Annotated in this window: 12 protein-coding genes and 2 pseudogenes; 5 read left to right on the forward strand and 9 right to left on the reverse strand. The window is 70.0% G+C overall.

All coding sequences use genetic code 11. From position 1 onward, the window contains the following. Positions 1–503: pseudogene (locus CM1CMNOD_RS21335) on the forward strand (hypothetical protein); the annotation flags it as partial. 448 nt (positions 504–951) lie between these two features. Here the strand turns inward: CM1CMNOD_RS21335 and CM1CMNOD_RS00895 are convergent. The 4 genes from CM1CMNOD_RS00895 to CM1CMNOD_RS00910 form a co-directional block, all read right to left on the reverse strand. Then, positions 952–2187: an alpha/beta hydrolase family esterase gene (locus tag CM1CMNOD_RS00895; RefSeq protein WP_237703181.1), complete on the reverse strand. Its 1236-nt coding sequence runs from the start codon at positions 2185–2187 to the stop codon at positions 952–954. Positions 2188–2222: 35 nt separating this feature from the next. After that, positions 2223–3017 (reverse strand): hypothetical protein, encoded by a 795-nt coding sequence (locus CM1CMNOD_RS23490; protein ID WP_013871811.1) that lies wholly within the window; start codon positions 3015–3017, stop codon positions 2223–2225. 333 nt (positions 3018–3350) lie between these two features. Then, positions 3351–4208, reverse strand: coding sequence for a mechanosensitive ion channel family protein (locus CM1CMNOD_RS00905; protein ID WP_013871812.1), 858 nt, complete (start codon positions 4206–4208; stop codon positions 3351–3353). 464 nt (positions 4209–4672) lie between these two features. Beyond that, positions 4673–5395, reverse strand: a complete 723-nt coding sequence (locus CM1CMNOD_RS00910) for a hypothetical protein (protein ID WP_043602725.1) — start codon at positions 5393–5395, stop codon at positions 4673–4675. Between the two features lie 205 nt (positions 5396–5600). Between CM1CMNOD_RS00910 and CM1CMNOD_RS00915 the strand changes: the two genes are divergently transcribed. After that, entirely contained in the window at positions 5601–6293 is a 693-nt protein-coding gene (locus CM1CMNOD_RS00915; RefSeq protein WP_013871814.1) for a UdgX family uracil-DNA binding protein, read from the forward strand. Between the two features lie 123 nt (positions 6294–6416). On the opposite strand, the gene CM1CMNOD_RS00920 is transcribed toward CM1CMNOD_RS00915, so the two are convergent. The 3 genes from CM1CMNOD_RS00920 to pdxH all read right to left on the reverse strand — a co-directional run bounded on the left by CM1CMNOD_RS00920 (position 6417) and on the right by pdxH (position 9243). Then, complete coding sequence (locus CM1CMNOD_RS00920) at positions 6417–7370, reverse strand: L,D-transpeptidase (RefSeq protein ID WP_013871815.1); 954 nt, start codon at positions 7368–7370, stop codon at positions 6417–6419. Further along, positions 7367–7927 (reverse strand): hypothetical protein, encoded by a 561-nt coding sequence (locus CM1CMNOD_RS00925; RefSeq protein WP_131773795.1) that lies wholly within the window; start codon positions 7925–7927, stop codon positions 7367–7369. Before CM1CMNOD_RS00925 ends, CM1CMNOD_RS00920 begins: the two co-directional genes overlap by 4 nt. A 419-nt stretch (positions 7928–8346) precedes the next feature. Further along, complete coding sequence (gene pdxH, locus CM1CMNOD_RS00930) at positions 8347–9243, reverse strand: pyridoxamine 5'-phosphate oxidase (RefSeq protein ID WP_013871817.1); 897 nt, start codon at positions 9241–9243, stop codon at positions 8347–8349. 254 nt (positions 9244–9497) lie between these two features. On the opposite strand from pdxH, the gene CM1CMNOD_RS00935 reads away from it, so the two are divergent. Then, the gene (locus CM1CMNOD_RS00935) at positions 9498–10592 is read left to right on the forward strand and encodes a citrate synthase 2 (protein ID WP_043604402.1); all 1095 of its coding nucleotides are present in this window, start codon (positions 9498–9500) and stop codon (positions 10590–10592) included. Next, entirely contained in the window at positions 10585–11703 is a 1119-nt protein-coding gene (gene serC, locus CM1CMNOD_RS00940; protein ID WP_013871819.1) for a phosphoserine transaminase, read from the forward strand. The genes CM1CMNOD_RS00935 and serC overlap by 8 nt, the downstream gene beginning before the upstream one ends. A 191-nt stretch (positions 11704–11894) precedes the next feature. On the opposite strand, the gene CM1CMNOD_RS00945 is transcribed toward serC, so the two are convergent. Further along, a complete protein-coding gene (locus CM1CMNOD_RS00945) occupies positions 11895–13262 on the reverse strand; it encodes a citrate synthase (protein WP_013871820.1) in 1368 nt (455 codons plus the stop codon). Between the two features lie 414 nt (positions 13263–13676). On the opposite strand from CM1CMNOD_RS00945, the gene CM1CMNOD_RS00950 reads away from it, so the two are divergent. After that, on the forward strand, positions 13677–14681 hold the full coding sequence (locus tag CM1CMNOD_RS00950; RefSeq protein ID WP_013871821.1) for an aldo/keto reductase: 1005 nt from the start codon (positions 13677–13679) through the stop codon (positions 14679–14681). Positions 14682–14734: 53 nt separating this feature from the next. On the opposite strand, the pseudogene CM1CMNOD_RS21340 reads toward CM1CMNOD_RS00950, so the two are convergent. Then, a pseudogene (locus CM1CMNOD_RS21340) lies at positions 14735–14987 on the reverse strand (hypothetical protein); the annotation flags it as partial.

Consider the following 14987-nt stretch of genomic DNA (forward strand, 5'->3'; position numbering starts at 1 on the left):
CCCGGAGCGTCCGCGAGCCAGCCGCCGGCCACGCGGCGCCCCCGGCGACCGTCCCGGCCGACTGGGTCGCCGTCACCGACGCGCAGCAGAAGGCGGCGTTCTCCCATCCGGCGGCCTGGCAGCAGCGCCGGGACAAGACCGCGGTCTTCTTCGTCGAGCCGCCGGTGGGGAACGCGCGGTCCGGCGGCCCGCAGATGGTCGGTGTCGCCCGGGTCGCCGGGACGGACCAGGCGGCCGCGCTCACCGCCGTCCAGGATTCGGAGTTCACCATCCAGCCCGGCGTGACCAGGGAGACCACCCGGACGGTGGCGGATCCCGGCGGCGCGCGGGTCCAGGAGTGGGTTGGCTCGTACCTGCGCGAAGGGCAGCGGGCCACCTACGTGATGCGGGCGGTGCCGGCCGGGGACGCGGTCTATGTCCTGATCGCCCGCTCGTCGGCGCAGTCGGCAGCGACCGCGACCACGCTGCTGGAGAGCCTGCGCGCCTCCTTCCGCCCGGCATGACCCCGGCGGTACGGGACGAGCTGTCTGGACGGGCAGTCTGGGGCGCCCGGGCTGCACCGGGCAGGCCGGAGCGCTCTTATATACCGGCTACCAGCAGTAACACTTGACTTTGCTGGATGAGGGAGCAAGAAACGAACAGCTGTTACAACAACTGTTTGCTTCTTGTTTCGATGCTCTGATGGCGCCGGAACCGGGCCGCATTACCTGATCGACGCTTCGTCTGTTGCCGTGCGTGCTGTCGCCGCGCGATGGTATGGATCTCCGGTCCGACGGGGGGCCTCTGCCGTCATTGGCCTTCTGTTGATGATTTTTATTGTTGCGGAATTTTTATTCCGTTGTTTTATACGGGCGCTAGACCTGTTCCGTGGCCCTGTTCCACGGCCCTGTTCCACGCAGGCGGCGCTGCCTGGAGCACCCGCCCGCATCGGCCGGTGGCCGTAGGGCTGGCCTACAGGTCGGGTCCGGGAGCGGGTGAGCGCATCGGGGCGAGCAGCCGCCAGATCACCGCGGCGGTGTCGAAGCGTTTCGGGCCGGTGGCGGGTGGCCAACCGTGGGCGAGGCCGGGAAGCAGGAACTCCACGATCCGCTTGCCGGACGAGCACACCGTCTCCTGCCTGATCGCCGTGTATCCGTCGCGGGCGGCTAACGCGGCGCCGACCCCAGGACCACTCGTCGCGGTGCGGCCCCCGGCGCCAGCCGGTGGGGCGAGAGCAGCGACGGCCTGGCCGGGCGCCGCCTGTTGCGCGCCCCCGCCACGGCTGGCCGGGCCCGCGGCCCCGTCCTCGTCGAGGCCGACGAGTTGGCCGCCGGCCGCGTTCCCGATGGCGCCACCGTCGCTGCCGACCGTGAAGGTGTCCTGCGGCAGCGACGGTTCGGCGCAGCCGGCACTGGCCCGGAAGGGCGACAGGCTCTCCCGCGCCGACCGCAGGGGCGTCCCGAGCGCCTCGGACCAGGCCTCGCCGGCGTATGGGACGCGTTTGTCGAGCTGGCCGTGGATGGCCACCACGGTCACCGGTTTCGCCGGCGCGCAGCCGGCCGTCTGCAGGCTGGCCGCGACCACCGCGATCCCGGCGATCTCGTCGGCGTGCTCGCAGGCGTAACGGTAGGCGATCATGCCGCCGTTGGAGAAACCGACAAGGAACACCCGTTGCCGGTCGATCGGATAGTGCTGCTCCAGATGCGAGATGAGCGCCCGTAACCATCCGACGTCGTCGACCTGCGCGGCCGCGGACTGCCCGCAGCAGGTGCCCGCGTTCCAGGAGGTGTTGAGCGCGTCGGGGTAGGCCACGGCGAACCCGGCGGTGCCCACGAGCACGTCGAAGCCCCACAGCGACTGTGGCTCCGAGCTGTCGTTGTTCAGGCTGTGCAACGCGATGACGAGCGGGAAGGGCCGGGTGATCGTGATGGCCGGCAGCGTCAGGCGTAACTGTGTCGTGCGTCCTGATCGTTCGTACGCGTCCGGCCCGGTTGTCGGGGTGGACACGGTGATCATGAGCGTGGTCGGGGAGGGGGTTGGCAGGACGCGGTCGTACAGAGCCGCGCATCCCCCGGCACACAGGGCCAGCACGGACGTGAACACGGCGCAGCAGACCAGCACGTCACGCCGTGGCAGGCCACGGCGGCGAGGCGAGCTACGGCGGCGGCGCTGGGACAGCAGCGCGCGGGCCAGGCGGGAGGGCGGCATCACACATATTTTGTCCTGTTGGTGACAGAAGTCCGTCACCGGTGCCGGCGTTGACTCCCCCGGATGGCTCGAGTTCTGCGCGTGATGTCCGTTTCACGGTCCCGGCCGGCGAACGGAATGACTCTCGCGGACGGCAGTGGCGCGGACGGTAATGAGCCGCTGGGGCGGGCGGGCGGTGCGGGAGGCACAGAGGGCGCGGAAGAAGGACGGCCCGCGGCGGTCCCGGTCGCTCCGGTGATCCCGGTAGGGGATCCGGTGGGAGGCCCGCTGGTCCCGCCAGCGGGTGCGGTGGCCGCTGGACTTCCGGGGCAGGCCGAATCCGTGGGCGGTCCTGTCCTGGTGGTGGATGTGGATCCGGACGCCGTGCGACCAAGATCTTTTCCGGATCTGGATGCGGAGCGGCCCAGGTCGGTGCCGGTGCCGGGCACCGGGCCGGGGTCGACGGTGCTCGGGGCTGTTCCCGTGACCTGGTCCCGCTCCGGATCCGGACCAGGCTGGTCCGTCCGTACCACGCCCAGGCGCGGACGCCCCGCCGCGTCCAGGGGAACGGTCCAGCCCACTACGCCCGCAGCGTCCGCACTGCCCGCCGTGTCCAGCGCGTCCGCCGGGTCGGTGTCCGGCAGGGGCTGCAGTACCGCGGAGCGGTACTGCACGAACGCCTCCCGCGCGCGGCTTTCCAGGTCGTTGACCAGCTCGAGCTGTTCGCGTACGCGGCGTTCGCCGGCCGGCCCGGCCGCAAGCAGGTCCGACAGGCAGCGGTCGACGGCGCGACGGGCCTGTAGCCAGACCAGGAGCAGCCGGGAGCGCTCCAGGTCTGATGGCGTGTCCACCGAGATGTCTCCCCACTTCCCGCGTGCTGCGTGACGTGCTCCGTAGTGATGTGCCCCGTAAGTGGCCTTGGCTGTCGTTGGTTGCGACTCGCTGTCGTACCAGAGTGCCTTACCCACTCCTGTCGCGCGCGTCAGTTCGTGGAACGGACACGTGTCCGTTGCGGCCGTTCTGGACCGTTGTCGCTATTGCGGTGGCTGTTGGTGTGGCGGCTGGCGCCGCCCCACACGGTGGCTTGCTGGTGTGGCGGCCAGCGCCGCCACAGGCGGCTTCGTTGGTGTGGCGGCCGGCGCCGCCACAGGCCCCGGACGCCGGCCGCTCCCGTGACTGGAAGGTCATGGCTGCCGGGTGGGTCCGGCGTGGCCGCCGGGTTCGCCTGTCTCCTGCTGCGGGGGGAGCGGATCCGGCGGGGTGTCCGGCCGTCTGCCGGTGCGACCGGAGGCGACCAGGTCACTCACGGAGACCACCATCGGCTCCTCGGCCGCGGAGCGTGCCCGGTTGCCGTGCCACGTCGACCGGGCGCTGGTCAGCTCCTGTCCGCCGCGGCGCAGGGCCTCCTCCCAACGCTGTTGCATGGGACGGATGAGCCCGCCGCCCACCCCCACGATCGTCACTCCGGTGATGGTTGCGAGAACAGCGTAGAGCATCGGTGTTGTCACGGATGTGGCAAGGCCGAGTTCGTCCAGGGCGGCCTTGCCAAAACCGATCATGATGATGGTGGCGCTGACGACCCCCGCTGCCCCGGCGTAAGGCAGGCCGCTGAGCGCGTTGCCGACGTAGCCGCGCGCGGCGGACGCCAGGGTGGCGCCGATCACGAGGACGACGCAGGCGAGCACGGCTCGTGCCAACATGACGATGAGATCGTGAACGAGGATGCTGACCGGGTTGACCCCGAACACGCCGAGTGCCAGCTGGAGAAGCGCCAGCGCGGCGATGGCGAACGTGATCCGCATGAGGTCGGCGCGCAGATCGGCCGCGGGGCGACGGAGCATGCGGGCCAGCCCGCTGCGGTCGAGCAGGTTGTCGGCGCCGGCACGGACCAGGAGACGGTTGACGGCGCTGACGATGCCACGAGCCGCCAGGCCGCCGGCGAGCAGGATGAGCACGAACGCCCCGATCTTCGGCACGCTCTGGATGACGGATGTCCACGCGTCCCGGACACCCTGGTCCCAGCCGGCAGCCTGCGGTACCAATAGTCCTCCTCCGTCTAGGGGCCAGAGGCGGCGTGATCGTGCTTGTCTCCCGCTGCCGTGGCCCGGCTCCCCGGGCCATGGCAGGGCCGAGGACGACGCGACCGTGTGTTTCGCGCCCGGGGTTGCGCACCGGATCGGTGTCGAACGACGACGTCTGGAGACGCCTGGAACATGCCGTAGGTCCCCACAGGGGTGGCCGCTAACAGAACACCTCATATATAGCGATCACGCCATGTTGCCACACGGTCTCTGAAAGTAGCTTTCGTGTAGTCCGTCCATGGATGCCCCGAACAAAAGGGACGTCTGGTTGCCAGCGAGATGGCAGCGCCCCGAGGTGGAGCGCTGCCAGGCACAACGGCGCTGCCAGGCATAACAGCGCCGCGAGGTGGCGGTAGACCAGGCCCGTCGGCCCCGCCTCTCCGGCCACCGCCGGGGAGGCGATCCTCTCCTGGCCGGCGTGCCGCCTACTGGTTGGCGGTCTTTCGGACGATCTGCTTGGCGATCCGGTTCACGACGGCCTGGTCGGGTGCGTCGAACACCCGGCCGACCAGGAAGGAGCTCTGCACCTGGCCGGCGAAGACGAACATCACGTCGAACGTCATCGGCACCGCCGGCCCGTCGAGGGTCATCGACGCCTTCACCCTGGTCAGCGCGGTGACACCGGCCGGGGGCGTGCGTTTCGTCGTCGACAGGATCGTGAAAGTGCTGCCCTCGGGCAGGTCGGCGGCCTCGGTGTACCCGCGTTTGAGCAGGTCACCGACGCAGGAGGGGAAGGACGGATCGGCCGCGATCCGGACCGCCTCCGTTATCACCTCGGCCGGGTAGACCGCCGCCACCGAACCCATGAAGACCAGGTTGTCGTTCGTGGCGAAGTAGGGTCCCTTGGCCGAGTCCAGCGGCTCGATCTTCGGATCGGCTCCCGACCTCCCGACACACGCCGCGAAGCCGGTCATCGCGGCTACGGAGAGGGCTCCACGGTTGTCCAGGGACGTGCTCGCGTTGAAGCCGGTGGTTTCTGGCCCCTGGGTCAGCACGTAGTCCCCCGCGTGCAGGTTCGTCCGGGCGGCTGCCGACGCGACCGGGACCACCGGCTGTTCCGGCGTCGTGTTGCCGGCGGGCTGCCGTGACCCGCCGCAGGAGCCGCTGGCGAGCGCCAGCAGAACACCCACGAGAGTGAGGCCGAGCATTCGGATGCGAGAGCGCCGCGCAGGCTGGGACGTCGCCATGATCTTAGTACCCCCTGGCTGCGGTGGAGCGTTCGGTGGGTTCCCGATTAGTCCAGTATGCACTGATTGCATGGAGTAATATTACCGCTACGGCTGTCCGGGGCCATGCCCGCTACCGGGTGGGTGGCGACATCAGCCCCACCGTGGGGGATGTGAGGATGCGACCGTGACGAACGACTCTTTTCCCGCCGGCACCGGTGCCGGCACCGGTGTCCGTGGCGGGGGCGGTGCCCTGCCCTTCGTCCCGCCGGATGCCGACCTTGCCGGGCTGGCCGCGGCCGCCGCGTCCTGCCGGGGCTGTGAGCTGGCGGACCTGCCCGATACCCGGACCGTCTTCGGGGAGGGGAATCCGCGTGCGCGCCTGGTCCTCGTCGGCGAACAGCCCGGTGATGTCGAGGACCGGCGTGGCCGGCCGTTCGTCGGGCCCGCCGGCAAGCTGCTCGACCGGGCGCTCGCGGACGCCGGGATCGACCGGGCCGAGGCGTATGTCACAAACGCGGTCAAGCATTTCAGGTACCGCCGCAACGGCGGGCCGCGGCGTATCCACCAGACACCGGACGCCCGGCAGGTCACGGCCTGCCGGCCATGGCTCGCGGCCGAACTGAACCGGATCAGGCCGCGGCTGGTCGTCCTGCTCGGCGCGACCGCGGGGCAGGCGCTGCTCGGGCCGTCGTTCCGGGTGACGAAGATGCGCGGCCGGTTGCTGCCCGGGCCGCCCGGATCGGACGCCCAGCTGATCGCCACGTTGCACCCGAGCGCGGTGCTGCGGGTCGAGCCGACCACCCGGGACGAGGTCTACGCCGGCTTCGTCCATGATCTGGAACTCGCTGAACGCACCCTGGCCGGCATGACGGGCTGACCGCCGGACCGCCGGCCGGTCTGCCGGCGCGAGTCCGGGACCGGCCGCGGGAGGCGGCCGACGCCCGCCGGAAACGACACCGGGCGCCCGTGGGTGGTACCGACGGGCGCCCGGCGTCCTGGATCAGGCGACGATCTCCACTGGCGTGCCCAGCGGGAGCAGGCGCGCGAGCCGGGTGATGGTCTCGTTGCTCACCCGGATGCAGCCATGGCTGACATCCTGGCCGAGCAGGTTCGGCTGGTTCGTCCCGTGAATACCGATTACCGGCGCTCGTCCCTCGAAGGAGTCGAGGGTGGTCGAGAAGCCGCTCAGCCCGAACGCGTACGGCCCGTACGCGCCGGCCGGGTTGCGGGGCTGGAGCAGTTCGGTCAGGTAGAACTTGCCGCCCGGGGTCGGAGTGTCACCCGTCCCGACGGCGGTCGGCTCGTCGACAACGACCTGCTGCTTGTCATAGACCCGCAACCGGTGCTCCTTGCGGGCGACCTCTACCCGGTAGCTGGTCTGGCTGGCCTTCACCTGGGCGTCCTTCACCCAGCCGGTGGTGCCGGCGGGCTGGACCGGCAGCAGCACCTGCCACCAGCCGGGGAGCTTCGCCACCACCAGGAAGACCCGCGGGGCGCCCGCTTCGTTCGGGTTGCTCAGCTGGGAGACCACGCTCGCGGCGATCGGCGACTTGTAGATGTCCACCTTCGGGACGACGGCGGTGACGATGGTGGACGTCCCGTCCTGGTTGACCGATGCCGCGGCGGCCAGTTCGCTGTGCGCCGCCTGCGGGACGGCCGTGCTCGTCGGCGCCGTCGGCTGGGTGCCCGTCGGCGAGTCCGCCGATCCTCCGCCGCAACCGGTGAAGGTAATCAGCCCGGCGAGAACGAGCGACGGGATTCCCGCGCGCCGCGGGGACAGCCGCCGTGGAGGCGGTGTGTTTCCTGCCGCTGCCGCCGCCGACACGGATGTGGATGTGGATGTGGGCGTGCCTCCGGTGGGCGCGGAACCAGCGGGCATACCGGTGGACGAAACGGCGTGTGCCGCCACCCCGGAGGCGGGGCGACGGCACACACTCGAACCCAGGACCATCATCCTGTGTAGTAGACCCGGTCCGTGACCACGGCGTTCGCCGGTGTGGAGACCGGTACGGTGTCGACGTCCTGCTGCTGATCCGCGCCACCTCCGCCGTTGTCCGCGCCGGGGCAGTTGGCAACACCGATGGCCGGGATCGCCTTGAGCAGGCTGCCTGACAGCAGGTCGAACGGAATGGCCAGGACGGCGTCGAGCACGTGGGTGACGAGAGTGATCAGTCCGCCCGGCGGGATCTCGCCGGTGCCGCCCTTGCCCTTGGTGTCATACCAGCCGAACCCGAAGGGCTTGTCGGAGGTGTTCTTCAGCTGCCACTTGCCCCCGTCGGGGCCGCAGGAGTGCAGAAGCGCCAGCGGCTGGGCCAGCAGGTTGCCCACTTTGCTCAGGTCGAGCAGGCCCTGGATGTCCACCGGCAGGCCGGGAACGAGACTGAGCAGGTTGTGCAGCACGTCCGGGGAGAGCTGCGTGATGTCCGCCGGGAGGTTGGCGGGAAGGTTGGCCGGGAGGTTGGCGGGAAGGTTGGCCGGGAGGCTGAGTGGGAGACCCGACTGCGCCGGCACCTGCTGGACCGTCTTCGCCGCGGTGCCCGGGTCAGGAGCCGACGTTGTGTCGTCTGCCCATGCGGCCGGGGCGGTCAACCCGATCAGCATTGATCCGATTACGCCGGCTAGAGTTAGCCGCGTCCTGCCTAAACGCATTGTGTTTGCCCCCTCAAGGCTTTTGACATGCCGGAAGCGGGCCTGTGGCCGCTGTCACAGCAGCATGTTGCGAGGGATGCTACCAATGGGCTTGCGCAACTCGCACGCGGATGTGCCAGTTGTGATCAAAAGCGTAACCGCATGTGACGGAATTGTGTTTCCGTAGATTATTCGATTCGACCGGCCGGCTTGATTGACGATTGTGTCATATTTGCGAAGCGACCTTGTCGCGGCCTGCCGCAAAGGCGCTGGCGCATAAGAATTTCCCAACGTGCCGCGTCTCATGGTGACAGGCGCTCGACGATCCAGCGGCCATCCGCGTGTGACTGGCCGTGTCCGCCGGTACCGCGTTCACCGGACCGCGGTTCACCAGCCCGGACCTCGTCCGCGGAAGTGTCGGCAGGAGTGTCGTCGGCATCGATTCGACGATAGCGCAGCCGGTCGTGTAGCCGGTCGGAGCCTCCCTGCCAGAACTCGACCGTTTCCGGGACGAGCCTTATCCCGCCCCAGAACGCCGGCACCGGGACCGGTTCCGGCGCCGGCCAGCGAGCGTCCAGCTCGGCCCAACGCCGGTCCAGCCAGTCCCGGGAACCGATCACCTCGGACTGCCGACTCGCCCACGCCCCGAGCTGTGAGCCGCGCGGCCGGGACCGGAAGTACGCCGCGGTCTCGGCGCGTGACACCTCCTCGAGCCCGCCGACGGCGACGATCTGTCGTTGCAGGGCGTGCCAGGGAAACACCAGCGAACCGTATGGATTCGCGGTGGCCTCCCGGGCCTTGCGGGAGCCGAGGTTGGTGAAGAGCGTGAAGCCACGCTCGTCGAATCCCTTGAGCAGAACGGTCCGGGCGCTGGGCCGGCCGCGGGCGTCCGCGGTCGCGAACACCATCGCGTTCGGCTCGGGCAGTGCCGACCCCGGTTCCGCGGCCACCGCGGACGCCTGCTCGTACCAGCGCGCGAACTGGGCCACCCAGGTGGGGGCAAGGTCGGACTCGTGCAGCCTGCCCGCGCTGTAACAGCGCCGTTGGGCGGCGGGATCGGGCACCGGCGGCCGGGCGTGGTTCGGGCGGGTGGACACACCGTCGATCGTGTCACCTTTCTCCGGGCAGGCCTGCCCGGAGGTCCGCCCCGGTGACGTCGGGTACAGGTGATCTTCTGGGTCGAAAGTGACCTGCGCCACGTCGGTGAGGCCGTCACGGCCGGCGAGGCCCGGTCTGCCGGGTAAGTTCCGATCGCGCTCGCCGTGGGCCGCCGGCGGTGTCCTGCCGGGCTATGGCACCGCTTCCGCCGAGAGGGCAGGATGCAGACAGGTAATTCTGCCCGATGATGCAACCAGCTCAGATCAGCTATCGGCTGGCGTTCGGCGTGCCCAGACCCCGCGTCGTCGTCCACGCGACCGGCCGGCGGAGACAGGAAGCGGAGCCCCGGACTTCGATGTCTGAGAAGACGAGTGATTTCAAGCCCGGTCTCGAGGGCGTGATCGCCTTCGAGACCGAGATCGCCGAACCGGACAGGGAAGGCAGCGCGCTACGGTATCGCGGCGTCGACATCGAGGATCTTGTTGGTAAGGTCGACTACGGCCACGTGTGGGGGCTGCTCGTCGACTCCTCGTTCGAGCCCGGCCTGCCACCGGCGGAGCCGTTCCCGCTGCCGGTGCACTCCGGCGACATCCGGGTGGACGTGCAGAGCGCGCTGGCGATGCTGGCTCCCCACTGGGGGTTCGGCCAGCTCATCGACATCTCCGACGCCCAGGCGCGTGACGATCTTGCCCGGGCCTCGGTGGTGGCGCTGTCCTTCGTCGCGCAGGCGGCCCGCGGCCTCGGCCAGCCCGCCGTCCCGCAGAAGGATGTCGACCGGGCCCGCACGATCACCGAACGTTTCATGATCCGTTGGCGGGGTGAGCCGGATCCCAAGCACGTCCAGGCGGTGGACGCCTACTGGGTGTCCGCAGCCGAGCACGGTATGAATGCATCCACGTTCACAGCCCGGGTGGTGGCCTCCACCGGCGCGGACGCGGCGGCCTCGCTGTCCTCCGCGGTGGGCGCGCTCTCCGGCCCGCTGCACGGCGGCGCCCCGTCCCGGGTGCTGGCGATGCTCGACGAGGTGGAGGCCACCGGAGACCCGGCCGGATACGTCCGCCGGGCGCTGGACCGCAAGGAGCGGCTGATGGGCTTCGGGCACCGCGTGTACCGCGCGGAGGATCCGCGCGCCCGGGTGCTGCGCCGCACCGCGCGCGATCTCGGCTCGAACCGCTACGAGGCGGCCGAGGCGCTGGAGGCCGCCGCCATCGAGGAGCTCACCAACCGGTATCCCGACCGCCCGCTGCGGACGAACGTCGAGTTCTGGTCCGCGGTCGTGCTCGACTACGCTGGGGTGCCGGCGCACATGTTCACGTCCATGTTCACCTGCGCGCGTACCGCTGGGTGGAGCGCCCACATCCTGGAGCAGAAGCGCACCGGGCGCCTCATCCGCCCGTCCGCCCGCTACGTCGGCCCGGCTCCCCGGCCGCTCGGAGATGTTCATGCCTGACCAGATCGTCATCCCCGAACATCTGCGTCCGGTCGACGGACGCTTCGGCTGCGGGCCGTCCAAGGTCCGCCCCGAGGCGGTGGCCCGGCTCGCCGCCACCGGCACGTCGCTGCTCGGGACGTCGCACCGGCAGAAGCCCGTGCGCGCCTTGGTCGGGCGGGTCCGCGCCGGGCTGGCCGAGCTGTTCTCGCTGCCCGACGGCTACGAGGTGGTGCTCGGCCTCGGCGGGGCCACCGCCTTCTGGGACGCCGCCGCCTTCAACCTCGTCCGCGAACGCTCCCAGCACCTGGTGTTCGGGGAGTTCGGCGGCAAGTTCGCCGACACGACGAAGGGCGCGCCGTTCCTGGCCGAGCCGTCGGTCGTCTCCTCGGCACCGGGCAGTCACCCCGAGTGGGCGCCCGAGCCGGGTGTCGACGTGTACGCGACGCCGCACAACGAGACGTCCATGGGCGTGGCCAAGCCGGTGCGCCGCCCGATCGGGGCGGACGCGGGAGCGCTGCACCTGGTCGACGCGACCTCGGGCGCCGGCGGCCTGCCGGTCGACATCTCGCAGGCCGACGCCTACTACTTCGCGCCCCAGAAGAACTTCGCCTCCGACGGCGGACTGTGGGTGGCGCTGCTGTCCCCGGCCGCGCTGGAGCGGCTGGCCGAGATCGCCGCCTCCGACCGCTGGATCCCGCCCTTCCTGGACCTCACTACCGCCCGGGGCAACAGCGCCAAGGACCAGACGTACAACACTCCCGCGGTCGCCACGCTGTTCCTCTTCGCCGACCAGGTCGAGTGGATGCTCGCGGGCGGCGGCCTGGACTGGTGCGTGCGCCGCACGGCCGAGTCGTCGTCGATTCTCTACACCTGGGCGGAGAAGACGAGCTACGCGACGCCGTTCGTCGCCGACCCGGCGCAGCGCTCCCAGGTTGTCGTCACGATCGACTTCGAGGGCGTGGACGCGGCCGCGGTCGCCCGCACCCTGCGGGCCAACGGCATCGTGGACGTGGAACCGTACCGCAAGCTCGGCCGCAACCAGTTGCGGGTGGCCTGCTTCCCGGCGGTCGAGCCGTCCGACATCCAGGCGCTCACCGGCGCCATCGACCACGTGGTCGAACGTCTGTAGTCCGCCGTAGCTCGCGCAACCTGCTTTTCCATCAGCTTTTTCACCGGATTTTTCCGGTGGGCCGCTTTTCTCCGTTGCATCCGGACCGTTCGTTCCCGACGCCGTGCCGGTACTGGTCCTGGAGTGTTCCGCGGAACACTCCAGGACCAGTACTCATCGCGCTTTCCACGGGACCGTGGGTATAGCGGTTTCTACCGACGCGGGCGGGCCGGGGCGGCCTGGGCCGCCAGCGCCGCGATCGAGTCGGAGGCACCGACGAAGTCAGGCGAGCGGTCCTCGATCGGCGTGTACGGACGCTCCTCGTGGCCGACGTAGAGCTGGCGCGGCCGGGCGATCTTCTGCTCCGGGTCGAGCAGGCCCTCCTCCCACTGGGCGAGCCAGCCTGGCATCCGCCCGACCGCGAACAGCACCGGGAACATCTCCACCGGGAAACCCATCGCCTGGTAGATGATGCCGGTGTAGAAGTCGACGTTCGGGTAGAGCTTCCGCTTGATGAAGTACTCGTCCTCGAGCGCGACCCGCTCCAGTTCCAGGGCCAGGTCGAGCAGCGGGTTCGTCCCGGTGACCTTGAACACCTCGTCGGCTATCTGCCGGATCACCCGGGCCCGCGGGTCGTAGTTCTTGTACACCCGGTGCCCGAATCCCATCAGCTTCTTCTTGCCACTCTTGACCTGCTCGATGAAGGCCGGGATGTTCTCCACCGACCCGATTTCGGTGAGCATCCGCAGCACCTGTTCGTTGGCACCGCCGTGCAGCGGGCCGTACAGTGCGGAAATAGCCGCGGCGGCTGCCGAGAAGGGGTCGGCCTGGGAGCTCCCGACGGCCCGCATCGCGTTCGTCGAACAGTTCTGCTCATGGTCGGCGTGCAGAATGAACAGGACGTCGAGAGCGTGCTCGAGAATCGGGTCCGGCTCGTACTTGAGCTCAGTGGCCTTCCACATCATGTTCAGGAAGTTGCCGGCATAGGACAGGTCGTTGTCCGGGTAGACGTACGGCAGTCCGATCGAGTGCCGGTAGGAGAAGGCCGCCAACGTCGTGATCTTCGCGATGAGCCGGACGATCTGTAGCCGGCGCAGCCCGGGATCGCTTATCTCCTTGGCGTCCGGGTAGAAGGTCGACAGCGCGCCGACGCTCGACAGCAGGATGCCCATCGGGTGCGCGTCGTGGTAGAAGCCGTCGATGAACTTCTTGATCGATTCGTGGACGAGCGTGTGGTGCGTGATCTCGCTCTCCCACACCGCCAGTTCCGAGGCCGTGGGCAGCTCCCCGGCGAGCAGCAGGTAGGCGACCTCCAGGAAGCTGCTCTTGTCGGCCAGCTCCGTGATCGGAAAGCCGCGGTAGCGCAGGATGCCGGCGTCGCCGTCAATGAAGGTGATCGCGCTACGGCAGCTCGCCGTGTTCGTGAAAGCCGGGTCATAGGTCAGCAGGCCGAAGTCGCTCTCGTCGAGCTTTATCGAACGCAGGGTGTTGGCGCGGATCGCGCCGTTCTCGATCGGGATCTCATAGGTCCGGCCGGTGCGGTTGTCGGTGACGGTCAAAGTGCTGACCTGCTCGGTCACGCCGGGCTCCTCTCGCTGTAGCGATCACGTCGGTGTGGCTCACGCCGGGGCCGCGGCGTCGGGGTGTGGACCGCTCGGGCCGGTTCGGCGGTAGGCAACGGTTGTCCCCAAGTCTCGCGGTTGTGGCCTGCACACGCCCGTGATCGGTGTCTTCCGCCCGACGTGTCCTACGCCACCCGTTACGTGCGGTTCGGCGGCAAGCGCTCCATCTCATTCCTTCCGGCATGGTTGGCCATGATTCGGAGCCGTCCGTGGATGGCGCTTCCGGGCATCGCCGCGGGGCTTCGCGGACGGTTCCGTGGAAGGGTCCGCCGGTGTCTTCCGGGTACCGCTTACGGCGGACGGCGTTCGCGTCGGCATAGTGGGTCATGGGCGCTCCGGGTGGGCCGGTCGCCGATGACGGGAGATTGTTCTGTGATCCACGCGCATCTTGGCCGTACCGGAGTGCGGGTGTCCCGGCTGTGCCTGGGCGTGATGAATGTCGGACCATCGGTGGGCACGGACCTCTCCGGCGCAGTCATGGACCGGGCGCTGGACGCCGGTATCACCTTTTTCGACACCTTCCTCGACACCGCGAACGCCCATGGGCGGCCCACCCGCACCACCGGGCACACCGACGCGGGCGCCGCCGAGTACGCTGTCGGCGACTGGCTGTCGAGGAACCGTGGGCGCCGTGACCAGATCGTGCTGGCGACCGGGCTGCACGGACCGGCCAGCCCGGGCCCGGGCCGGCCCGCGGGTGACGGGAAGCTGTCCGGGCCCGAGATCCGGCGGCGTTGCGAGGAGTCGTTGCGCCGGCTGCGCACCGACCACATCGACCTTCTTCAGCTATCCTCGCCGGCCCGGGACACCCCGTGGGAGGAGATCTGGCAGGCCACGGACATGCTGGCCGCCCAGGGAAAGATCGTCTATGTCGGTTCGTCCGGCCTGGCCGGCTGGGAGATCGCGGCGGGCAACGAGGCCGCGATGCGGCGGCGTTCCCTCGGCCTTGTCAGCAACCTGTGCGACTACAGCGTGCTGGAGCGTGCGGCCGAGACGGAGGTGCTGCCGGTCTGCCAGTCCTACGGCGTGGGCGTGATCGGGCGCAGCCCGCTGCTGGACGCGCTGCTCGACGGTGTTTCAGCGTACGCGCCGGCGGGCGTGCCGGAACAGCGGCAGGTGAAACGGCGGTTGGAGCGGTACCGGCCTCGGTTCGAGGCGTTCGTGGCCCTGTGCGAATCGTTCGGTGAGCGGCCCGCGAGCGTGGCGCTCGCCTGGCTGCTCGCCCAGCCGGAGCTGACCGCGGCGACCATCCGCCCGCACGGTGTCGACGAGCTCACCGCGGCGCTGCGGGCGCTGGAGATCGTTCTTGGCGAGCGGGAACTGGACACGCTGGACAGGATCGCTCCCGGGCCCGCCGTCGCCGTGGCCGACAGGTGATCGTGCCGCTGTGGCGGGCCCTGGCGTGCCAGCGGGCCCAGCCCGCCGGCGACTCAGCCCGCCAGCGGCCAGGTGGCCGTCGTCGCGTACGGGGGGCCGGGCGGTGATCCGCTGCTCATGAGGGCGAACCCGGTCGCCGTCCACGGCCGGGCGCTGACCCCGGCGAGGCTGTCGACCAACACCGCCAGGTTCGGTTGATCGGCCGGTGCCGGTGCCGGTGCCGGTGCGTCGGTGCGCCGGCCCTGCCGGTGGGGGGACGGCCGGTGGGGGGACGGCCGGTGGGTCGCGAGCGTGAGGTGCCCCCGC

Origin of the sequence: Protofrankia symbiont of Coriaria myrtifolia (genome assembly GCF_900634755.1) — a bacterium.
Taxonomy (GTDB): domain Bacteria; phylum Actinomycetota; class Actinomycetes; order Frankiales; family Frankiaceae; genus Protofrankia; species Protofrankia coriariae.